This is a genomic window from Streptomyces xiamenensis (assembly GCF_000993785.3).
Taxonomy (GTDB): Bacteria; Actinomycetota; Actinomycetes; order Streptomycetales; family Streptomycetaceae; genus Streptomyces; species Streptomyces xiamenensis.
The window spans coordinates 1,093,532-1,107,669 of record NZ_CP009922.3; the positions used below are offsets into that span (position 1 = coordinate 1,093,532).

The window sequence follows — 14,138 nt, forward strand, 5'->3', positions numbered from 1 at the left end:
GTCCCCGGATGAGCGGCGACCCACCGTTGCGGGGGGCCACACAGCCAGTAGGCTGGCCGGTCGTGACGACCACGCGCCTGCCACTGTTTCCGCTCAACACCGTGCTCTTCCCCGGGCTCGTGCTGCCGCTGAACGTCTTCGAGGCGCGCTACCGGGCCCTGATGCGGGATCTGCTGGACCTCCCCGAGGACGGTCCACGACCGTTCGGGGTGGTCGCGATCAGGGACGGACACGAGGTGGCGCCCAGCGCCATCGGACTGCCCGAGCCCGACGCGCCGCTGCCGGAGGCCGGCCCGGGAGCGGGCTTCGCCGCCGATCCGATGGACTCCTTCCACGGGGTCGGCTGCATCGCGGACGCCTCCACCATCCGGCCGCGCGCGTCCTCGGCGGCGGCCGTGCTCGCCGAGGAGGGCGAGCCGGAGGCGGCCGCCGACGGCTACGAGGTGCTGGCCACCGGGACGACGCGGTTCCGGCTGCTGTCCGTGGAGAGCAGCGGCCCGTATCTCACGGCGGAGGTGGAGACCCTGCCGGAGGATCCCGGCGAGGGCGCCGGGGCCCTGGCCTCCGGGGTGCTGCGGGCGTTCCGCGGCTACCAGAAGGAGCTGGCGGGCGCCAACGAACGCACCCTGGCCTCCGGTCAGGAACTGCCCGAGGACCCCTCGGTCGTCTCGTACCTGGTGGCGGCGGCCACCGTCATGTACACCTCGGACAAGCAGCGGCTGCTCCAGGCCAAGGACACCGCGACCCGGCTGGCGGAGGAGCTGAAAATCCTGCGCCGTGAGACGACCCTGATCAGTAGGCTGCCCTCGGTTCCGGGCGCCGAGTACACGCTGCGCCCCACCAGCATGAACTGAGAGGCCGGCGGTGGCGAAGAAGAAGCAGCGGACGGGCGGGGGCGGCACTCCGGCCACGGTGGCGGCCACCGGGGCGGGCGTACGGTTCACCCTGCACGCCTACGACCACGATCCCGGCTCCTCCTCGTACGGCGAGGAGGCGGTCCGGGCGCTGGGCAACGATCCCCGGCAGGTCTTCAAGACGCTGGTCGCCGAGGTGGACGGGGCCCTGACCGTGGCGGTGGTGCCGGTCGCCGGCTCCCTCGATCTCAAGGCCCTGGCGGCGGCGGTCGGCGGCAAGCGCGCGGCGATGGCCGATCCGGCGGCGGCGGAGCGCACCACCGGCTACGTACGGGGCGGCATCTCACCGCTGGGCCAGCGCAAGCGGCTGCCCACCGTGCTGGACGCCTCCGCCACCGGATACGGGACGGTCTTCGTCTCGGCCGGCCGGCGCGGTCTGGAGATCGAGCTGGCCCCGGCCGATCTGATCGCCCTCACCTCAGCGGTGACGGCCCCGATCGGCAAGGACTGAGACCGCCGGGCGGGGCCGTGCCCGTCAGGCGGAGGGCCTGGACGGCTTGGACGGCCACTGCGGCACCGTCCGTCCCGGCGCGGGCAGCGGATCGCGCGGACCCCACAGCGCGGTGCACAGCAGATGGGCCCCGACCGCGCCGAACGGCAGGCCCACCAGGACGCCCTTCGCCTCCAGCTTGAGCGGCCCGTCGAAGACCACGCCCTCCCCCACCCGGCGTGCGTGCGCCACCAGGTCCTGCTCGGGCCCCAGCCAGATGCCGACGCGCCAGGCGAGGAAGGCGCCGGCCAGCGCGCCGGCGGCGAGCCCGAGCACCTCGGCGATCCCGCCCTTGCGCCGCCGCAGCAAGAAGACCAGCGTCCCGGCGACCGCCCCCACCGCGAGGCCGGTCAGCAGAAACGTCCCGTCAATCGCGATCGACTGCTGCCCCTCGGAGTTCTGGAGCATCACCGCGCGGCCGTTGGACACCACGGGGACCCGGGGCGCCAGCAGCGGCCACAGCGCGCCGAGCGCCAGCCCGGCCAGTACCGCGACGGGGAGCGCCACCAGCAGCGCGGTCCCTGTCTCCCGGCCCCACTGCGGGCGCGCACGCTCCGGCGGGGGCTGGGCGGGAACCGACCAGGGGTCATGGCCGCCGCCCATGGCGGGCGAGCGGTGGTCCTCGGAAGGCTGGGGCGCGATCACCCCAACATCCTGCCAGCACCGGCCACCTGTTCGGGCATCGGTAGGGCCGTTCGGATGTATGAGCGGATCATCGACACCGTGGCAAGGGTCGCCCGACCGAGACCCGGTCCGACTCCCGCCCCAGGGCCGGCGCCCGAGGCGCCCGTCCCGACCGCTCACTAGGCTCACGGCGCGGCAACGACAACGACAGGAGCACCTCATGTCCGACGCGGTCGACCTCACCCCCCACCTGCGCATCGCCCGCCCCTCCCGGGACCTCGGCGCGGCGGAGCGCTTCTGGCACGACGGCCTCGGGTTCCAGGTGCTGTACCGGCAGGCCGCCGACGGCACACCCGCCCACCGCCACCACCTGCTCATGCTCGGCCGCCCGGACGCCTCCTGGCACCTGGAGCTCGTGCAGGACCCGCTGGCCACCGTGGAGCCCCGGCCCACCCCCGAGGACCTGCTGGTTCTCTACCTGGGCACGCCCGTCCCCGACTCCCTGGTGAACCGGCTCGAAGAGCACGGCGGCCGACGCGTCCGGGCACACAATCCGTACTGGGACAGCTGGGGCGTCACGGTCCAGGACCCCGACGGCTATCGGCTGGTGCTGTCCACCCGGAACTGGTCCAACGGCTGAACAGCGGGCACCGGGTCAGAACACCCGGCTGATGGCCGCCCGCCGGTAGGCCCAGGTCGCCAGGGTCAGCGCCAGCGCCCCCACCGCCGCGCACACCCCGAGGTTCGCGACCACCGACCCCCAGTCCGGCCCCGGCCGCAGCACCTCGGCCAGCGCCTCCACCCCGTAGGTGGACGGCAGCAGCTCGCGCAGCCATCGCACCGGCTCCGGCATCCGCCCGGCCGGCAGGACGCCCAGCAGCAGCGCCGCCGACATGCCCAGCTGCCCGCACAGGGTGGCCAGCTCGGGCCGGGGCGCCAGCAGTCCGAGCGCCGCCCCGAGCCCCGCCAGCGCGGCCCCGGCCAGCGGGATCACCGCCAGCAGCACCCACAGTCCGCCCAGCGGCAACTGGTACAGCAGACTGCCGGAGACCGCCGTGACGATCACCCCCGGCACCGTGAACGAGGCGTACGCCGCCGCCGTCCCCAGCGCCACCGAGGCGGCCGGCACCGGCAGCGTCGCGTAGTGGTCGATGCCGCCGCTCGCCCGCAGCTGCCCGAAGTGCTGGGCCAGCAGGTTCAGCGCGACGAACGCCACCACCAGCACCGACGAGCCCGCCACGACCGCCCGCGCCTCGTCCCCGGTGCCGCCGTCGACCACCCCGCGCATCAGGATCATGATCCCGATGGACTGGAAGGTGGCCACGAACAGCAGCGGGATCCTGGCCACCCGCGCCCGCGACAGCTGCGCGACATAGACGGCCCGCAGCGAGGGCCACAGCCGTACGGCGGGAGCCAGCGGATGGGGAACGGAAGCGCTCACGCCCGTACCAGCCCGTCCCCCTGGCCGCCCAGCGCGAGGTAGACGTCCTCGAGCGTGGGGGTGGCCAGGGTGAAGTCGTCGAGGGCGGCGAACGCCGGCCCGGTGGTCACCTCGGTCACGGCCGCCCGCGCCCGCTCGGGGGGCAGCCGCAGTGTCCAGCGCCGCCCGGCCTCCACGGCCCCGGGGCGCAGCGCGGCGATGGCCGGCACCCACAGCGGCGGCTCGTCGCGCCACACCAGGTCCAGCCGCACCTCGTCCCCCACCAGGGCCTTCAGCCCGCCGGGGGTGTCGCAGGCGATGACCCGGCCCGCATCGAGGACGGCGACCCGGTCGAGCACGGTCTCCGCCTCGATCACGTTGTGGGTCACCAGGACCACGGTGGTCCCGTACTCCGCGCGCCGCCGGTCGATGGCGGCCCACACCGCGCGCCGGGCGACGGGGTCCATGCCCGTGGTGGGCTCGTCCAGGACGAGGACGGGGCGGCCGGCCACCAGGGCGGTGGCCACGCAGGCCAGCCGGCGCTGCCCGCCGGAGAGCTTCTTGAGCGGCCGCCCGGCGAGGGGCCCCAGGCCCAGCTCCTCGATGACGGCGTCCCGTTCCCGCCGCGCCGCCGCGGCGTCCAGCCCGCGCAGCCGTGCGGTGGTCTCGGCGGCCAGCGCCACGGTCAGTTCGTCCAGCGCGCTGGATTCCTGCCCCAGGTACGCCAGCAGCCGGGCGGCGCGCCGCGGGTGCCGCACCAGGTCGTGCCCCAGCAGTTCGATACTCCCGGCGTCGGGTCGCAGGAGCCCGGTGAGCTGTCGTACGAGGGTGGTCTTGCCGGCCCCGTTGGGCCCCAGCAGGCCGAAGATCTCTCCGGCCGTGACGTCGAGGTCCACGCCGTCGCTGGCCACCACAGGGGCGCCCCGGGAACGCCGCCAACCGCGCGGCGCCGGGTAGGTCTTGACGAGCCCGCGCACGGTCAGCGCGGTCACAGCATCACCGCTGTCCGCCGCTGTCTGCTGAACGCCGGACTTCGACCGCCCGACCCATGCGGTAATGGGGCCCACAGCCCCTGACCCTACGTGGCGCCCGCCGTCGCCGGGGACCCGGGGCCTTCTTGGGGGACGGGCCTCAGGATTCGGGGCCCGCGGTGCGGACCGTGTCCGTCCGTTCGTCGATCTCCCGCCAGAACCCGGCCCGGATCGCGTACCGGTCCCGTTCGTCGATCTGGTCGTCCTTGTGCGCCAGCAGTCCGAAGCGGGCCGCGTAGCGCAGCAGCTCGCCGTCGATGCGGTGCGGGATGCGCGGGTAGTCGGCGGACAGGGCCGACAGCTGTACGAACGGTTTGGTGCCGCCGAGCCGTTCCGCCCAGCGGCGGGCGAAGACCTGGCCGACCTCGAAGGGGTCACCGCTGACCGCCGTGATGTCCTCCTCCCGGTCGGCCCAGCGCTGCTCGGCGGTCGTCAGGTGCGACAGCATCGGCAGCGCCGCCGTCTCCGGCGACTCCTCGGGGCCGCGCTCCACCCATCCGCGGTCGGAGGACCAGCGCAGCGTGGCGGAGGTCGGGGGTGCCTGCGCGGGGCGGCCCAGCGAGGCGAGGTCCTTGGGGGTGGGCACTTTTCCCACCGGCTCGGTCTCGGTGGCGGTGGGGCACGGCTCGGTGCTGACGGCGGCGGTGGTGGCCCGGACCTGTTCGCCGTTCTTGGCCTGGGCGGGCGGGGCGGAGAGGATCGCGGCGATCTCGGGCCTCGGCTGCGGCTGGGCCTCCTTCACCCGGATGGCCCTGGTGATCCAGGCCCGGTCGAGCACCCGTCGTTCGTCCGCCTCGGCGACGAGGTCCTCGGACTGGTTGTAGTCGCCGTCGGCGGCCTGGACCGCCCACAGGTGCACGGCGACCCCGTGTTCCTTGGCGGACACCAGGCCCGGGAGCAGATCGCCGTCACCCGTGATGAGCACGATGTCGGCGCAGGCCCGGTTCCGCGCCAGTTCGGTGAGTTCGGCGTGCATGGCGGCGTCCACGCCCTTCTGCGCCCACCGTCCGTCGCTGCGGGTGAGGGCGCCCAGCCTTACGGTGACACGGGGCATGACGCGAAGTCGCCGGTGTTCGGGCTGCGGGACCCGGTCCGGGGCGCCGTCGAACCAGTAGATGCGCAGCAGATCGCAGCCGGTGTCCGCCTCCGCGCCCTCCCGCAGCCCTTGGATGAGGGCGGTGTGGTCCACGCTGATGCGGGGGCGGGAGGGTTCACCCGCCAGGAGGCTCGCGGCGGCCCCGAGCAGATATCCGGCATCGACCAGGACGACGCAGCGGTCCACGTGGCACCTCTTTCACCGAGCCGTTTTCTGGAGTCTGCCCGACCGCGTCACCGTTATCAGCCTGAACTCGATCATCGGCGTGGCGAGTCGGACCGGAACCGGTCATACAGGAGACATCGCGCAACCTGCCCGAAATGCGAAGTCTGTACGATCATGCGAATCTGATCGCGCCCACTGATTCCCGCAGCCTGGAGGCGATCATGAGCAAGAAGAAACGCGGCCGCGATCAGCAGCAGCCCAGAAGCGGACGCTCCGGCGACGACGAACGCCGCATGAACGAACGTGAGCAGCAGCAGATACGCGAGCAGTCCGAGTCCCCCTCCGGCAAACCCCGCCGCTTCGGCCACAACTGACCACAGCACGAGGGCGCACCCCCGCCGGGGTGCGCCCTCGCCGTGTGCGCGATTCCGTCGCCGCTCAGTCGGAGAATCCGTGCCGTTCGTGCGCCGCCGCGAACGTGCGTGCCTGGGACAGCTCCGAGGGAACGGAAGGGAGCGCCGGTGCACCCTGATGCACCTGGTCCCACGCCTCGTACACACACCGCGTGCGATCGTCGAACGCGGTCCCCGGGAAATACTCGGCCAGCGCCCGTATCACCGCACCACGCGAGACATGCGCCTCACGCAGGAGAAATACGGCCTTCTCAATCATTCTGGCTTCCACGGCATTCCACCCCTCAAGCGGGCCATTCACTCCACATCGAAGGTAACGCCGTCAATTACTCATTCGGGCAAAGCAGTTTCCTTTTCCGGTAAAGGCGATCTCATGATCCGATCAAGACCGGAACATCCTTCTCACGACGCCACGCACGCCCCGGCTGCCGCCCGCTGAACGCCGCCGCGCGCAGGCGACCTCCCGGGAGCGACACCGGCGCGAAAATCTCAACATCATCTCGCTTCATGCCGCCGTCGAACCGGAGCGCGGGCGACCCGCGTCTGTCCCCGACGAGGCGGCCGAGCAGGCGTCCGCAGCGCTGGAGGGGCGGGTCGGCCAGGCCCCCGACGACCTCACCTGCGCCGAGGACCTCACCTGCGCAGGTCGGGGCGAGCATCCGCCGCGGGCTGACGGCGGGCGGCCGGACCTACGGCGTGACCATCACCACGACCTCGGCCGAGGGGGGACAACGCCGAGTTCGACATCCTGGTCGACGACGAGCCCCACGGAATAGACCCGCTCCCGGGCCCACCCCCTCACAGGGACCGGATTTCCCGCACACCTTCACCCACGTCACCCACCGGCCCACCGGCCTCATCGCGTTAGGGTGGGGAACCCCCACACCCCCCTGAGCCCCACCCCGCGAGGAGTCCCTACCACCGTGGCCGACAACTTCGTTCACCTGCATGTTCACACCGAGTACTCGATGCTCGACGGGGCCGCGAAGAACGGCAAGCTGTTCGCCGAAGTCGAACGCCAGGGGATGCCCGCCGTCGCGATGAGCGACCACGGCAACATGTTCGGGGCCTACGAATTCTTCAGCACCGCGAGCAAGACCGGCGTCAAGCCGATCATCGGCATCGAGGCGTACGTCGCGCCCGAGTCCCGCTTCCACAAGAAGCAGGTCTTCTGGGGCGGCAGCGGACGCGGCCAGGACGCCAGCGGCGAGGGCGGCAAGGACGTCTCCGGCGGTGGCCGCTACACCCACATGACCATGTGGGCGCAGAACGCCCAGGGGCTGCGCAACCTCTTCCGGCTCTCCTCCCTCGCCTCCTTCGAGGGCTACTACATGAAGCCCCGCATGGACCGCGAGCTGATCTCCCAGCACGCCACCGGCATCATCGCCACCACCGGCTGCCCCTCCGGCGAGGTGCAGACCCGGCTCCGGCTCGGCCAGTACGACGAGGCCGTCAAGGCCGCCGCCACGTACCAGGACATCTTCGGGAAAGAGAACTACTTCCTGGAACTGATGGACCACGGCCTGGACATCGAGCGCAGCGTTCGCGAGGACCTGCTGCGCATCGCCAAGCAGCTGAACATCCCGCTGCTGGCCACCAACGACTCGCACTACGTCACCGAGGACCAGGCGGACGACCACGACAGCCTGCTGTGCGTGGGCGTGGGCAAGAACAAGGCGGACACCAACCGCTTCAAGTTCAACGGCACCGGCTACTACATCAAGACCTCCGCCGAGATGCGGCAGCTGTTCTCCGAACTCCCCGAGGCCTGCGACAACACGCTGCTGATCGCCGAGCGCGTCGAGTCGTACAAGGAGGTGTTCGCCTACGAGGACCAGATGCCGCAGTTCGACGTCCCCGCGGGCGAGACCCAGGCCAGCTGGCTGCGCAAGGAGTGCGAGCGCGGCATCAAGGAGCGCTACGGCGACAACCCCGAGCCCGAGGTGCTGGAGCGCCTGGAGACCGAGCTGTCGGTCATCACCCCGATGGGCTTCGACTCCTACTTCCTCGTGGTCTCCGACATCTGCAAGTACGGCCGCGACAACGGCGTCCCCGTCGGCCCGGGACGAGGCTCGGCGGCCGGCTCCCTCGTCGCGTACCTGACCCGCATCACCGACGTCGACCCGCTCAAGCACGGCCTGCTCTTCGAGCGGTTCCTCAACCCCGAGCGCATCAACCCCCCGGATGTCGACCTCGACTTCGACGACCGCCAGCGCGACGTCATGGTGCGCTACCTCACCGACAAGTACGGCGAGGCGTACACCGCCCAGGTCAACACCTTCGGCACCATCAAGGCGAAGGCGGCCGTCAAGGACGCCAACCGCATCCTCGGCTTCCCCTTCTCCATGGGCGACCGCATCACCAAGGCGATGCCGCCGGACGTCATGGGCAAGGGCATCCCGCTGTCCGGCATCTTCGACCCGGAACACCCCCGGTACTCCGAGGCCGCCGAGATCCGCTCGATGTACGAGAACGAGCCCGACGTCAAGAAGATCATCGACACCGCGCGCGGCATCGAGGGCCTCACCCGCGGCACGGGCGTGCACGCCGCCGCCGTCATCCTCTCCCGCACCCCGCTCCTCGACCTCATCCCGATGCACAAGCGGGACCGCGACGGCACCATCATCACCGGCTTCTCGTATCCCGACTGCGAGGAGATGGGCCTGATCAAGATGGACTTCCTGGGTCTGCGGAACCTGGGCATCATCGATCACGCCATCAAGATCATCAAAGAGAACCGCGGCATCGACGTCGACACCAGCACCATCGAACTGGACGACAAGCCCACCTACGAACTCCTCGCCCGCGGCGACACCCTGGGCGTCTTCCAGCTCGACGGCACGGCCATGCGCTCCCTGCTGCGCCTGATGCAGCCCGACCGCTTCGACGACATCTCCGCCGTCCTCGCGCTCTACCGCCCCGGCCCGATGGGCGTCGACTCGCACACCAACTACGCGCTGCGCAAGATCGGCCGCCAGGAGATCACCCCGATCCACCCGGAGCTGGAGAAGCCGCTCCAGGAGATCCTCGACCCGACCTACGGCCTCATCGTCTACCAGGAGCAGGTGCAGAAGGCCGCCCAGATCCTGGCCGGCTACAGCCTGGGCCAGGCCGACCTGCTGCGCCGCGCCATGGGCAAGAAGAAGCCCGAGGTCCTCGCCAAGGAGTTCATCCCCTTCCAGAAGGGCTGCCGCGAGCGCGGCTACTCCGACGAGGCCATCCAGGCCGTGTGGGACGTGCTGGTCCCCTTCTCCGGGTACGCGTTCAACAAGTCGCACACCGTCGCGTACGGCATGGTCGCCTACTGGACCGCCTACCTGAAGGCCAACTTCCCCGCCGAGTACATGGCGGCCCTGCTCACCTCCGTCGACAACGACAAGGACAAGACCGCCATCTACCTGGCGGAGTGCCGCCGCCTGGGCATCAAGATCCTCTCCCCCGACGTCAACGAGTCCGTCGCCGACTTCTCCGCCATCGGCGAGGACGTCCGCTTCGGCCTCCAGTCCATCCGCAACGTCGGCGCCAACGTCATCGAATCCCTGGTGAGCACCCGCAAGTCCAAGGGCAAGTACACCTCCTTCGCCGACTTCCTCGACAAGTCCGAGATCGTGGTGTGCAACAAGCGCACCATCGACTCCCTCATCAAGGCCGGCTCCTTCGACTCCCTGGGCCACACCCGCAAGGGCCTGTGCGACATCCACGAGACCGCCGTGGACGCCGTCATCCCCGTCAAGAAGCAGCAGGCCATCGGCCAGGACGACCTCTTCGGCTCCATCGACACCGGCGACGACATCCCGACCATCGGTCTGGACTTCGAGGTCAGCGAGCAGGAGTGGAACCGCAAGGCCAAGCTCTCCCTCGAACGCGAGATGCTCGGCCTGTACGTCTCCTCGCACCCCCTGGACGGCGCCGAGCACATCCTGGCCCGCAGCCGCGACACCTCCATCGCCGAGCTGCTCGCCTCCGGCCGCACCGAGGGCGAGACCAAGATCGCCGGACTGATCACCGGCATCGACCGCCGCCTCAACAAGCAGGGCGACCCGTGGGCCATCGTCACCATCGCCGACCGGGACGCCAGCTGCGAGGTGCTGTTCTTCCCCAAGTCGTACGCCCTCGTCCAGCACGAGCTGATCGACGACAACGTGCTCTCGGTCCGCGGCCGCATCAACGAGCGCGACGGGGCCATCAGCATCTTCGGCCAGGAGATCACCGCCCTGGACATCTCCTCGGCCGAGCACGGCGGCAAGCCCCCGGTCCTGCTCGTCCTCCCCGAGCACCGGATCAACGGCCGCGCCGTCCGTGAGCTCAAGCGCACCCTCAAGGCCCACCCCGGGGACTCCCCGGTCCGCCTCAAGGTCGAGGGCCGGCAGAAGACGACGATCTTCGAGCTCGGCTTCCTGGTGAACCCGGACAACATCGCCTCGGACATCAAGGGCGGATTCGGTCCCTCCGCCTGGGCCGGTATCGCGTTGTGACGGTCACCTCCGTCACCCCCATACCGGCCACGGGCCCACCCGTGGCACACTCGGCTCGATGGGCATAGTCAGCGGACCCGGCATACGCACGGCGCGCGCGGCCGTCTTCAGCGCGCTGTGCGTCGCGCTGGCGTCCGCCGCGCACGTCCTGCTGTCCGGTACGCCGCTGCCGGTCCCCACCGTGGCCGCCGTCACCGTGGTGATCTTCGCCGTGGCGTACGTGCTCGCCGGGACCGGCGAGCGCCGCTTCTGGCACATCGCCGGACTCCTGCTGCCCCTCCAGCTCGCCGCGGACACGATCTTCACCGCCGGCCAGACCGCCTGCTACGGCACCGGAGCGGGCGGCCTGGTCCGCCCGCTGCACTTCATGGGCCTGAACCTGTTCTGCGCGGGCGGCGACGTCGGTACGCCCCTGGCCCGGCTCGCCACCGGTGAGCAGACCCCGCTGGCCACCCCCGTCCACCCGGCGCTGCCCTGGCTGCTGCTCGGCGCCCACCTCACGGTGGGGCTCGCCGCCGCGGCCTGGCTGCGCTGCGGCGAGGCCGCGCTGGCCCGGCTGCTGCACGCCGCCGTGGCCGCCACCTTCCGGCCGCTGCTGATCGCCGTCGCGGTCCACCGGGCCGCCGCCACGGCCGGCCGCGGGCCCGTACGGTACGCCGCTCTGCGGCCCCGCCCGCTGGGCGCCGGCGCGCTGCTCACCCACTCCGTGTCCCTGCGCGGTCCGCCGCGCGGCCCGGCCCTCGCGGCCTGACCGCTCCACGCAGCACCGGAACCCCACACCTCACGGAGAACCCGATCATGAGCAAGCGCAACTCCCAGGAAGCCAAGCGCGAGGCCCGCGAACGCCTGAAGGCGGAACGCGACAAGCAGGCGAAGCGCGACAAGATCCGCCGGCAGCTGACCGTCGGCGGCTCGGTCCTCGCCATCCTGGCGATAGCCGGCGGCATAGGTTTCGCCATCGCCAACAACAGCGGCGGTGGCGGTGACAGCACCGACTGGAGCGCCGCGCGCGACATCGTCGACAACGGCGCCCCCGCCACCGACGACACCGACGCCGACGCCGAGAACGCGGCCAACTACCCGACCGAGGCCCCGGCCAACACCTCCGGTGACGACAGCCTCACCGTCCAGGTCGGCGACCCGGACGCCGCCAACACCGTCACCCTGTACGAGGACCCGCGCTGCCCGGTCTGCGCCACCTTCGAACAGACGATGGGCGAGACGTTCAAGCAGGGCATCGAGGACGGCAGCTACAAGGTCGAGTTCGTCTTCGGCACCTTCCTGGACAACAACTTCCCCGGCGACGGCTCCAAGAACGCCGTCTCCGCCCTCGGCGCTGCCCTCAACGTCAGCCCCGAGGCCTTCCTCGGATTCCACGAGGCCCTCTACTCGGCCGACTGGCACCCCAACGAGCGCACGGACGGGTTCACCGACGAGTACCTGATCGAGATCGGCGACACCGTCCCGGAGCTCAAGGACAACCAGGACTTCCAGGACGCCATCACGAACAGCACCTACGCCACGTGGGCCGTTCAGATGGGGGACAAGTTCAACGCCGACCCCGAGGTCGAGGGAACCCCGGCCGTCAAGATCAACGGGCAGCTCATCGAGACCCCGTACACCCCCGAGAGCCTGGACGCGGCCCTGGCCGCCGCCTCCCAGGGCTGAGGCACCCGGGCCGGCCCCCGGCCCCCACACCGTGGGGGCCGGGGGTCACCCCACCTCGTCGAGGAACGCCAGCGCGACGCGCCAGGTGGCCTCCGCCGCCTCCGCGTCGTAGTCCGGCAGCTCCGGGTCGGTGTACAGGTGCCCCGCACCCGCGTAGGGGAAGACCTCCGCGTCCGCGCCGGCCCGCCCGATCCGCAGGTACCAGGCGGTCTGCCAGTCGTGCGGCTCGAACGGGTCCGGGTCGGCCACGTGCAGTTGCACGGGCAGCCCGGGCGAGGACGCGTCATCGGCGATGTCCCCCGTCCCGTGGAGCAGCAGCAGCCCGCGCGCCTTCACATCCCCCAGCGCCAGCGTCTGCGCCAGCGAGGCACCCAGCGAGAAGCCCGCGTACACCAGGCCCTTGTCCGAGTACGGGGCGGCGGCGGCGACGGCACGGCGCAGCAGTTCGTCCGTGCCGATGTCGTCCTTGATCTCCATCCCCTCCTCCACGGTCCCGGCGGTCCGCCCGTCGTAGAGGTCGGGCACGTGCACCTGGTGCCCGGCGGCCCGCAGCCGCTCCGCCGCCGTGTGCACGGCGGGCCGCAGCCCGTACGCGGAGTGGAACAGCACAACGTCGGCCATGGTGGGATCGCTTTCCGGAGGGGGCACTCTTGCTCTGCGCCCTCATCCTGCCAGTAGCCTGGCCGGGTGAGCGCGCGGCATACAGGCCCGCAGGGGACCACGACGACGGAGGACTGAACCACCGATGGATGATGTGCTGCGGCCACTGCTGGTGATCGGTGGCACCGTCGCCCTCACCCTGCTCATGGGCTGGCTGATCGACCGCGCGCTGCGCGCCGCCGACGCCCGCCACCCCGAGACCCGGCTGTGGTCCCTGCTGCGCAGCTGCCAGCCGCCGCTGCAGGTGCTGCTCGCCTCGGGCGCCGTGCAGATCAGCTACGCGGTGTGGGAGCTGTCGCTGGGCAAGGGCGACGTGGTGCCCAAGATCCTGGCCACCCTCACCATCGCCTCCGCCGCCTGGCTGGCGATCCGCGCGGCCGACGCGGTCGCCGAGAACACCCTGGCCCGGTACGAGGCCAGGACGGAGGACCTGGCCCGGGTCCGGCAGTTCCGCACCCAGCTGACGATGCTGCGCCGGGTGGTCACCACCATCCTGGCGATCGTGGCGTCGGCGGTGGCGATACTGCTGGTCTTCCCGGATCTGCGGGCGCTGGGCACCTCGATGCTGGCCTCGGCCGGTGTGATCGGCGTGATCGCCGGTGTGGCGGCCCAGTCGATGCTCGGCAACCTGTTCGCCGGCCTGCAGATCGCCTTCGGCGAGTCGGTGAAGATCGGCGACACGGTCGTGGTGGACGGCGAGTGGGGCACCGTCGAGGAACTGTCGCTGGCCTTCCTCACCATCCGCATCTGGGACGACCGCCGGCTGACGATGCCGGTGTCGTACTTCAACAGCCGCCCCTACGAGAACTGGTCGCGCGGCGGCCACGAGATCACCGCGACGGTGTATCTGCACCTGGACCACGCCACCCCGATCCCGGCGCTGCGCAAGCGGCTCCAGGAGTTCCTGCTGGGCCGCGCGGACTGGGACGGCCGGGTGTGGAGCCTGGTGGTGACCGACAGCACGCCGACCACGATCCAGGTCCGTGCGGCGATGTCGGCCAAGGACTCCGGGGACGCCTGGACGCTGCGCTGCGCGGTCCGCGAGGAGCTGATCGCCTGGCTGCGGGACCACCACCCGCACGCCCTGCCCAGGGTGGCGCACTCCCCCGCGGCGATATCCCCCTCCGGCACCGAGGACCACCCCTCCCCCTGAGATCCGCTCCCCCGCGCCGGGACTCCGGG

Annotated in this window: 13 protein-coding genes and 1 pseudogene; 8 read left to right on the forward strand and 6 right to left on the reverse strand. The window is 71.3% G+C overall.

Annotation, left to right across the window (positions count from 1 at the left end):
• Positions 1–62: 62 nt before the first annotated feature.
• Together SXIM_RS04900 and ybaK are read left to right on the forward strand one after the other, a co-directional pair.
• On the forward strand, positions 63–854 hold the full coding sequence (locus SXIM_RS04900) for an LON peptidase substrate-binding domain-containing protein (protein ID WP_030734255.1): 792 nt from the start codon (positions 63–65) through the stop codon (positions 852–854).
• Positions 855–864: 10 nt separating this feature from the next.
• Positions 865–1,365, forward strand: a complete 501-nt coding sequence (gene ybaK, locus SXIM_RS04905) for a Cys-tRNA(Pro) deacylase (RefSeq protein WP_030734258.1) — start codon at positions 865–867, stop codon at positions 1,363–1,365.
• 24 nt (positions 1,366–1,389) lie between these two features.
• On the opposite strand, the gene SXIM_RS04910 is transcribed toward ybaK, so the two are convergent.
• On the reverse strand, positions 1,390–2,049 hold the full coding sequence (locus SXIM_RS04910; protein ID WP_046723047.1) for a hypothetical protein: 660 nt from the start codon (positions 2,047–2,049) through the stop codon (positions 1,390–1,392).
• Positions 2,050–2,248: 199 nt separating this feature from the next.
• On the opposite strand from SXIM_RS04910, the gene SXIM_RS04915 reads away from it, so the two are divergent.
• Entirely contained in the window at positions 2,249–2,668 is a 420-nt protein-coding gene (locus SXIM_RS04915) for a VOC family protein (protein ID WP_030734265.1), read from the forward strand.
• 15 nt (positions 2,669–2,683) lie between these two features.
• On the opposite strand, the gene SXIM_RS04920 is transcribed toward SXIM_RS04915, so the two are convergent.
• From SXIM_RS04920 to SXIM_RS04930, 3 genes and pseudogenes are all read right to left on the reverse strand, one after another.
• Positions 2,684–3,628, reverse strand: a complete 945-nt coding sequence (locus SXIM_RS04920; protein WP_342783639.1) for an ABC transporter permease — start codon at positions 3,626–3,628, stop codon at positions 2,684–2,686.
• A 206-nt stretch (positions 3,629–3,834) separates the two neighbouring features.
• A pseudogene (locus SXIM_RS28685) lies at positions 3,835–4,515 on the reverse strand (ABC transporter ATP-binding protein); the annotation flags it as partial.
• 64 nt (positions 4,516–4,579) lie between these two features.
• Complete coding sequence (locus SXIM_RS04930) at positions 4,580–5,761, reverse strand: NYN domain-containing protein (RefSeq protein WP_030734274.1); 1,182 nt, start codon at positions 5,759–5,761, stop codon at positions 4,580–4,582.
• A gap of 200 nt (positions 5,762–5,961) precedes the next feature.
• Between SXIM_RS04930 and SXIM_RS27260 the strand changes: the two genes are divergently transcribed.
• A complete protein-coding gene (locus SXIM_RS27260; RefSeq protein WP_158708048.1) occupies positions 5,962–6,114 on the forward strand; it encodes a hypothetical protein in 153 nt (50 codons plus the stop codon).
• A gap of 64 nt (positions 6,115–6,178) precedes the next feature.
• Here the strand turns inward: SXIM_RS27260 and SXIM_RS04935 are convergent, their stop codons facing one another.
• Positions 6,179–6,412, reverse strand: a complete 234-nt coding sequence (locus SXIM_RS04935; protein ID WP_046723052.1) for a hypothetical protein — start codon at positions 6,410–6,412, stop codon at positions 6,179–6,181.
• Positions 6,413–7,076: 664 nt separating this feature from the next.
• Here SXIM_RS04935 and dnaE point away from each other — a divergent pair.
• Genes dnaE through SXIM_RS04950 form a run of 3 tightly spaced genes read left to right on the forward strand, consistent with a single transcriptional unit; the run spans position 7,077 to position 12,296 of the window.
• A complete protein-coding gene (gene dnaE, locus SXIM_RS04940) occupies positions 7,077–10,628 on the forward strand; it encodes a DNA polymerase III subunit alpha (protein WP_030734282.1) in 3,552 nt (1,183 codons plus the stop codon).
• Between the two features lie 58 nt (positions 10,629–10,686).
• Positions 10,687–11,379: a hypothetical protein gene (locus SXIM_RS04945; RefSeq protein ID WP_030734284.1), complete on the forward strand. Its 693-nt coding sequence runs from the start codon at positions 10,687–10,689 to the stop codon at positions 11,377–11,379.
• Positions 11,380–11,426: 47 nt separating this feature from the next.
• Complete coding sequence (locus tag SXIM_RS04950) at positions 11,427–12,296, forward strand: thioredoxin domain-containing protein (RefSeq protein WP_030734287.1); 870 nt, start codon at positions 11,427–11,429, stop codon at positions 12,294–12,296.
• Positions 12,297–12,341: 45 nt separating this feature from the next.
• Here the strand turns inward: SXIM_RS04950 and SXIM_RS04955 are convergent, their stop codons facing one another.
• Positions 12,342–12,917 carry a dienelactone hydrolase family protein gene (locus tag SXIM_RS04955; protein ID WP_030734290.1) on the reverse strand — a complete coding sequence of 192 codons (576 nt, stop codon included), beginning with the start codon at positions 12,915–12,917 and terminating at the stop codon, positions 12,342–12,344.
• A gap of 124 nt (positions 12,918–13,041) precedes the next feature.
• Between SXIM_RS04955 and SXIM_RS04960 the strand changes: the two genes are divergently transcribed.
• The gene (locus SXIM_RS04960; protein ID WP_030734292.1) at positions 13,042–14,109 is read left to right on the forward strand and encodes a mechanosensitive ion channel family protein; all 1,068 of its coding nucleotides are present in this window, start codon (positions 13,042–13,044) and stop codon (positions 14,107–14,109) included.
• The last annotated feature ends 29 nt before the right edge of the window (positions 14,110–14,138 follow it).

Excerpts from the sequence above, each read along its gene's own strand:
- SXIM_RS04915 (WP_030734265.1), top strand. The coding sequence starts at position 2,249 with ATGTCCGACGCGGTCGACCTCACCCCCCACCTGCGCATCGCCCGCCCC.
- SXIM_RS27260 (WP_158708048.1), top strand. The coding sequence starts at position 5,962 with ATGAGCAAGAAGAAACGCGGCCGCGATCAGCAGCAGCCCAGAAGCGGA.
- SXIM_RS04935 (WP_046723052.1), bottom strand. The coding sequence starts at position 6,412 with ATGATTGAGAAGGCCGTATTTCTCCTGCGTGAGGCGCATGTCTCGCGT.
- SXIM_RS04945 (WP_030734284.1), top strand. The coding sequence starts at position 10,687 with ATGGGCATAGTCAGCGGACCCGGCATACGCACGGCGCGCGCGGCCGTC.
- SXIM_RS04950 (WP_030734287.1), top strand. The coding sequence starts at position 11,427 with ATGAGCAAGCGCAACTCCCAGGAAGCCAAGCGCGAGGCCCGCGAACGC.
- SXIM_RS04955 (WP_030734290.1), bottom strand. The coding sequence starts at position 12,917 with ATGGCCGACGTTGTGCTGTTCCACTCCGCGTACGGGCTGCGGCCCGCC.
- SXIM_RS04960 (WP_030734292.1), top strand. The coding sequence starts at position 13,042 with ATGGATGATGTGCTGCGGCCACTGCTGGTGATCGGTGGCACCGTCGCC.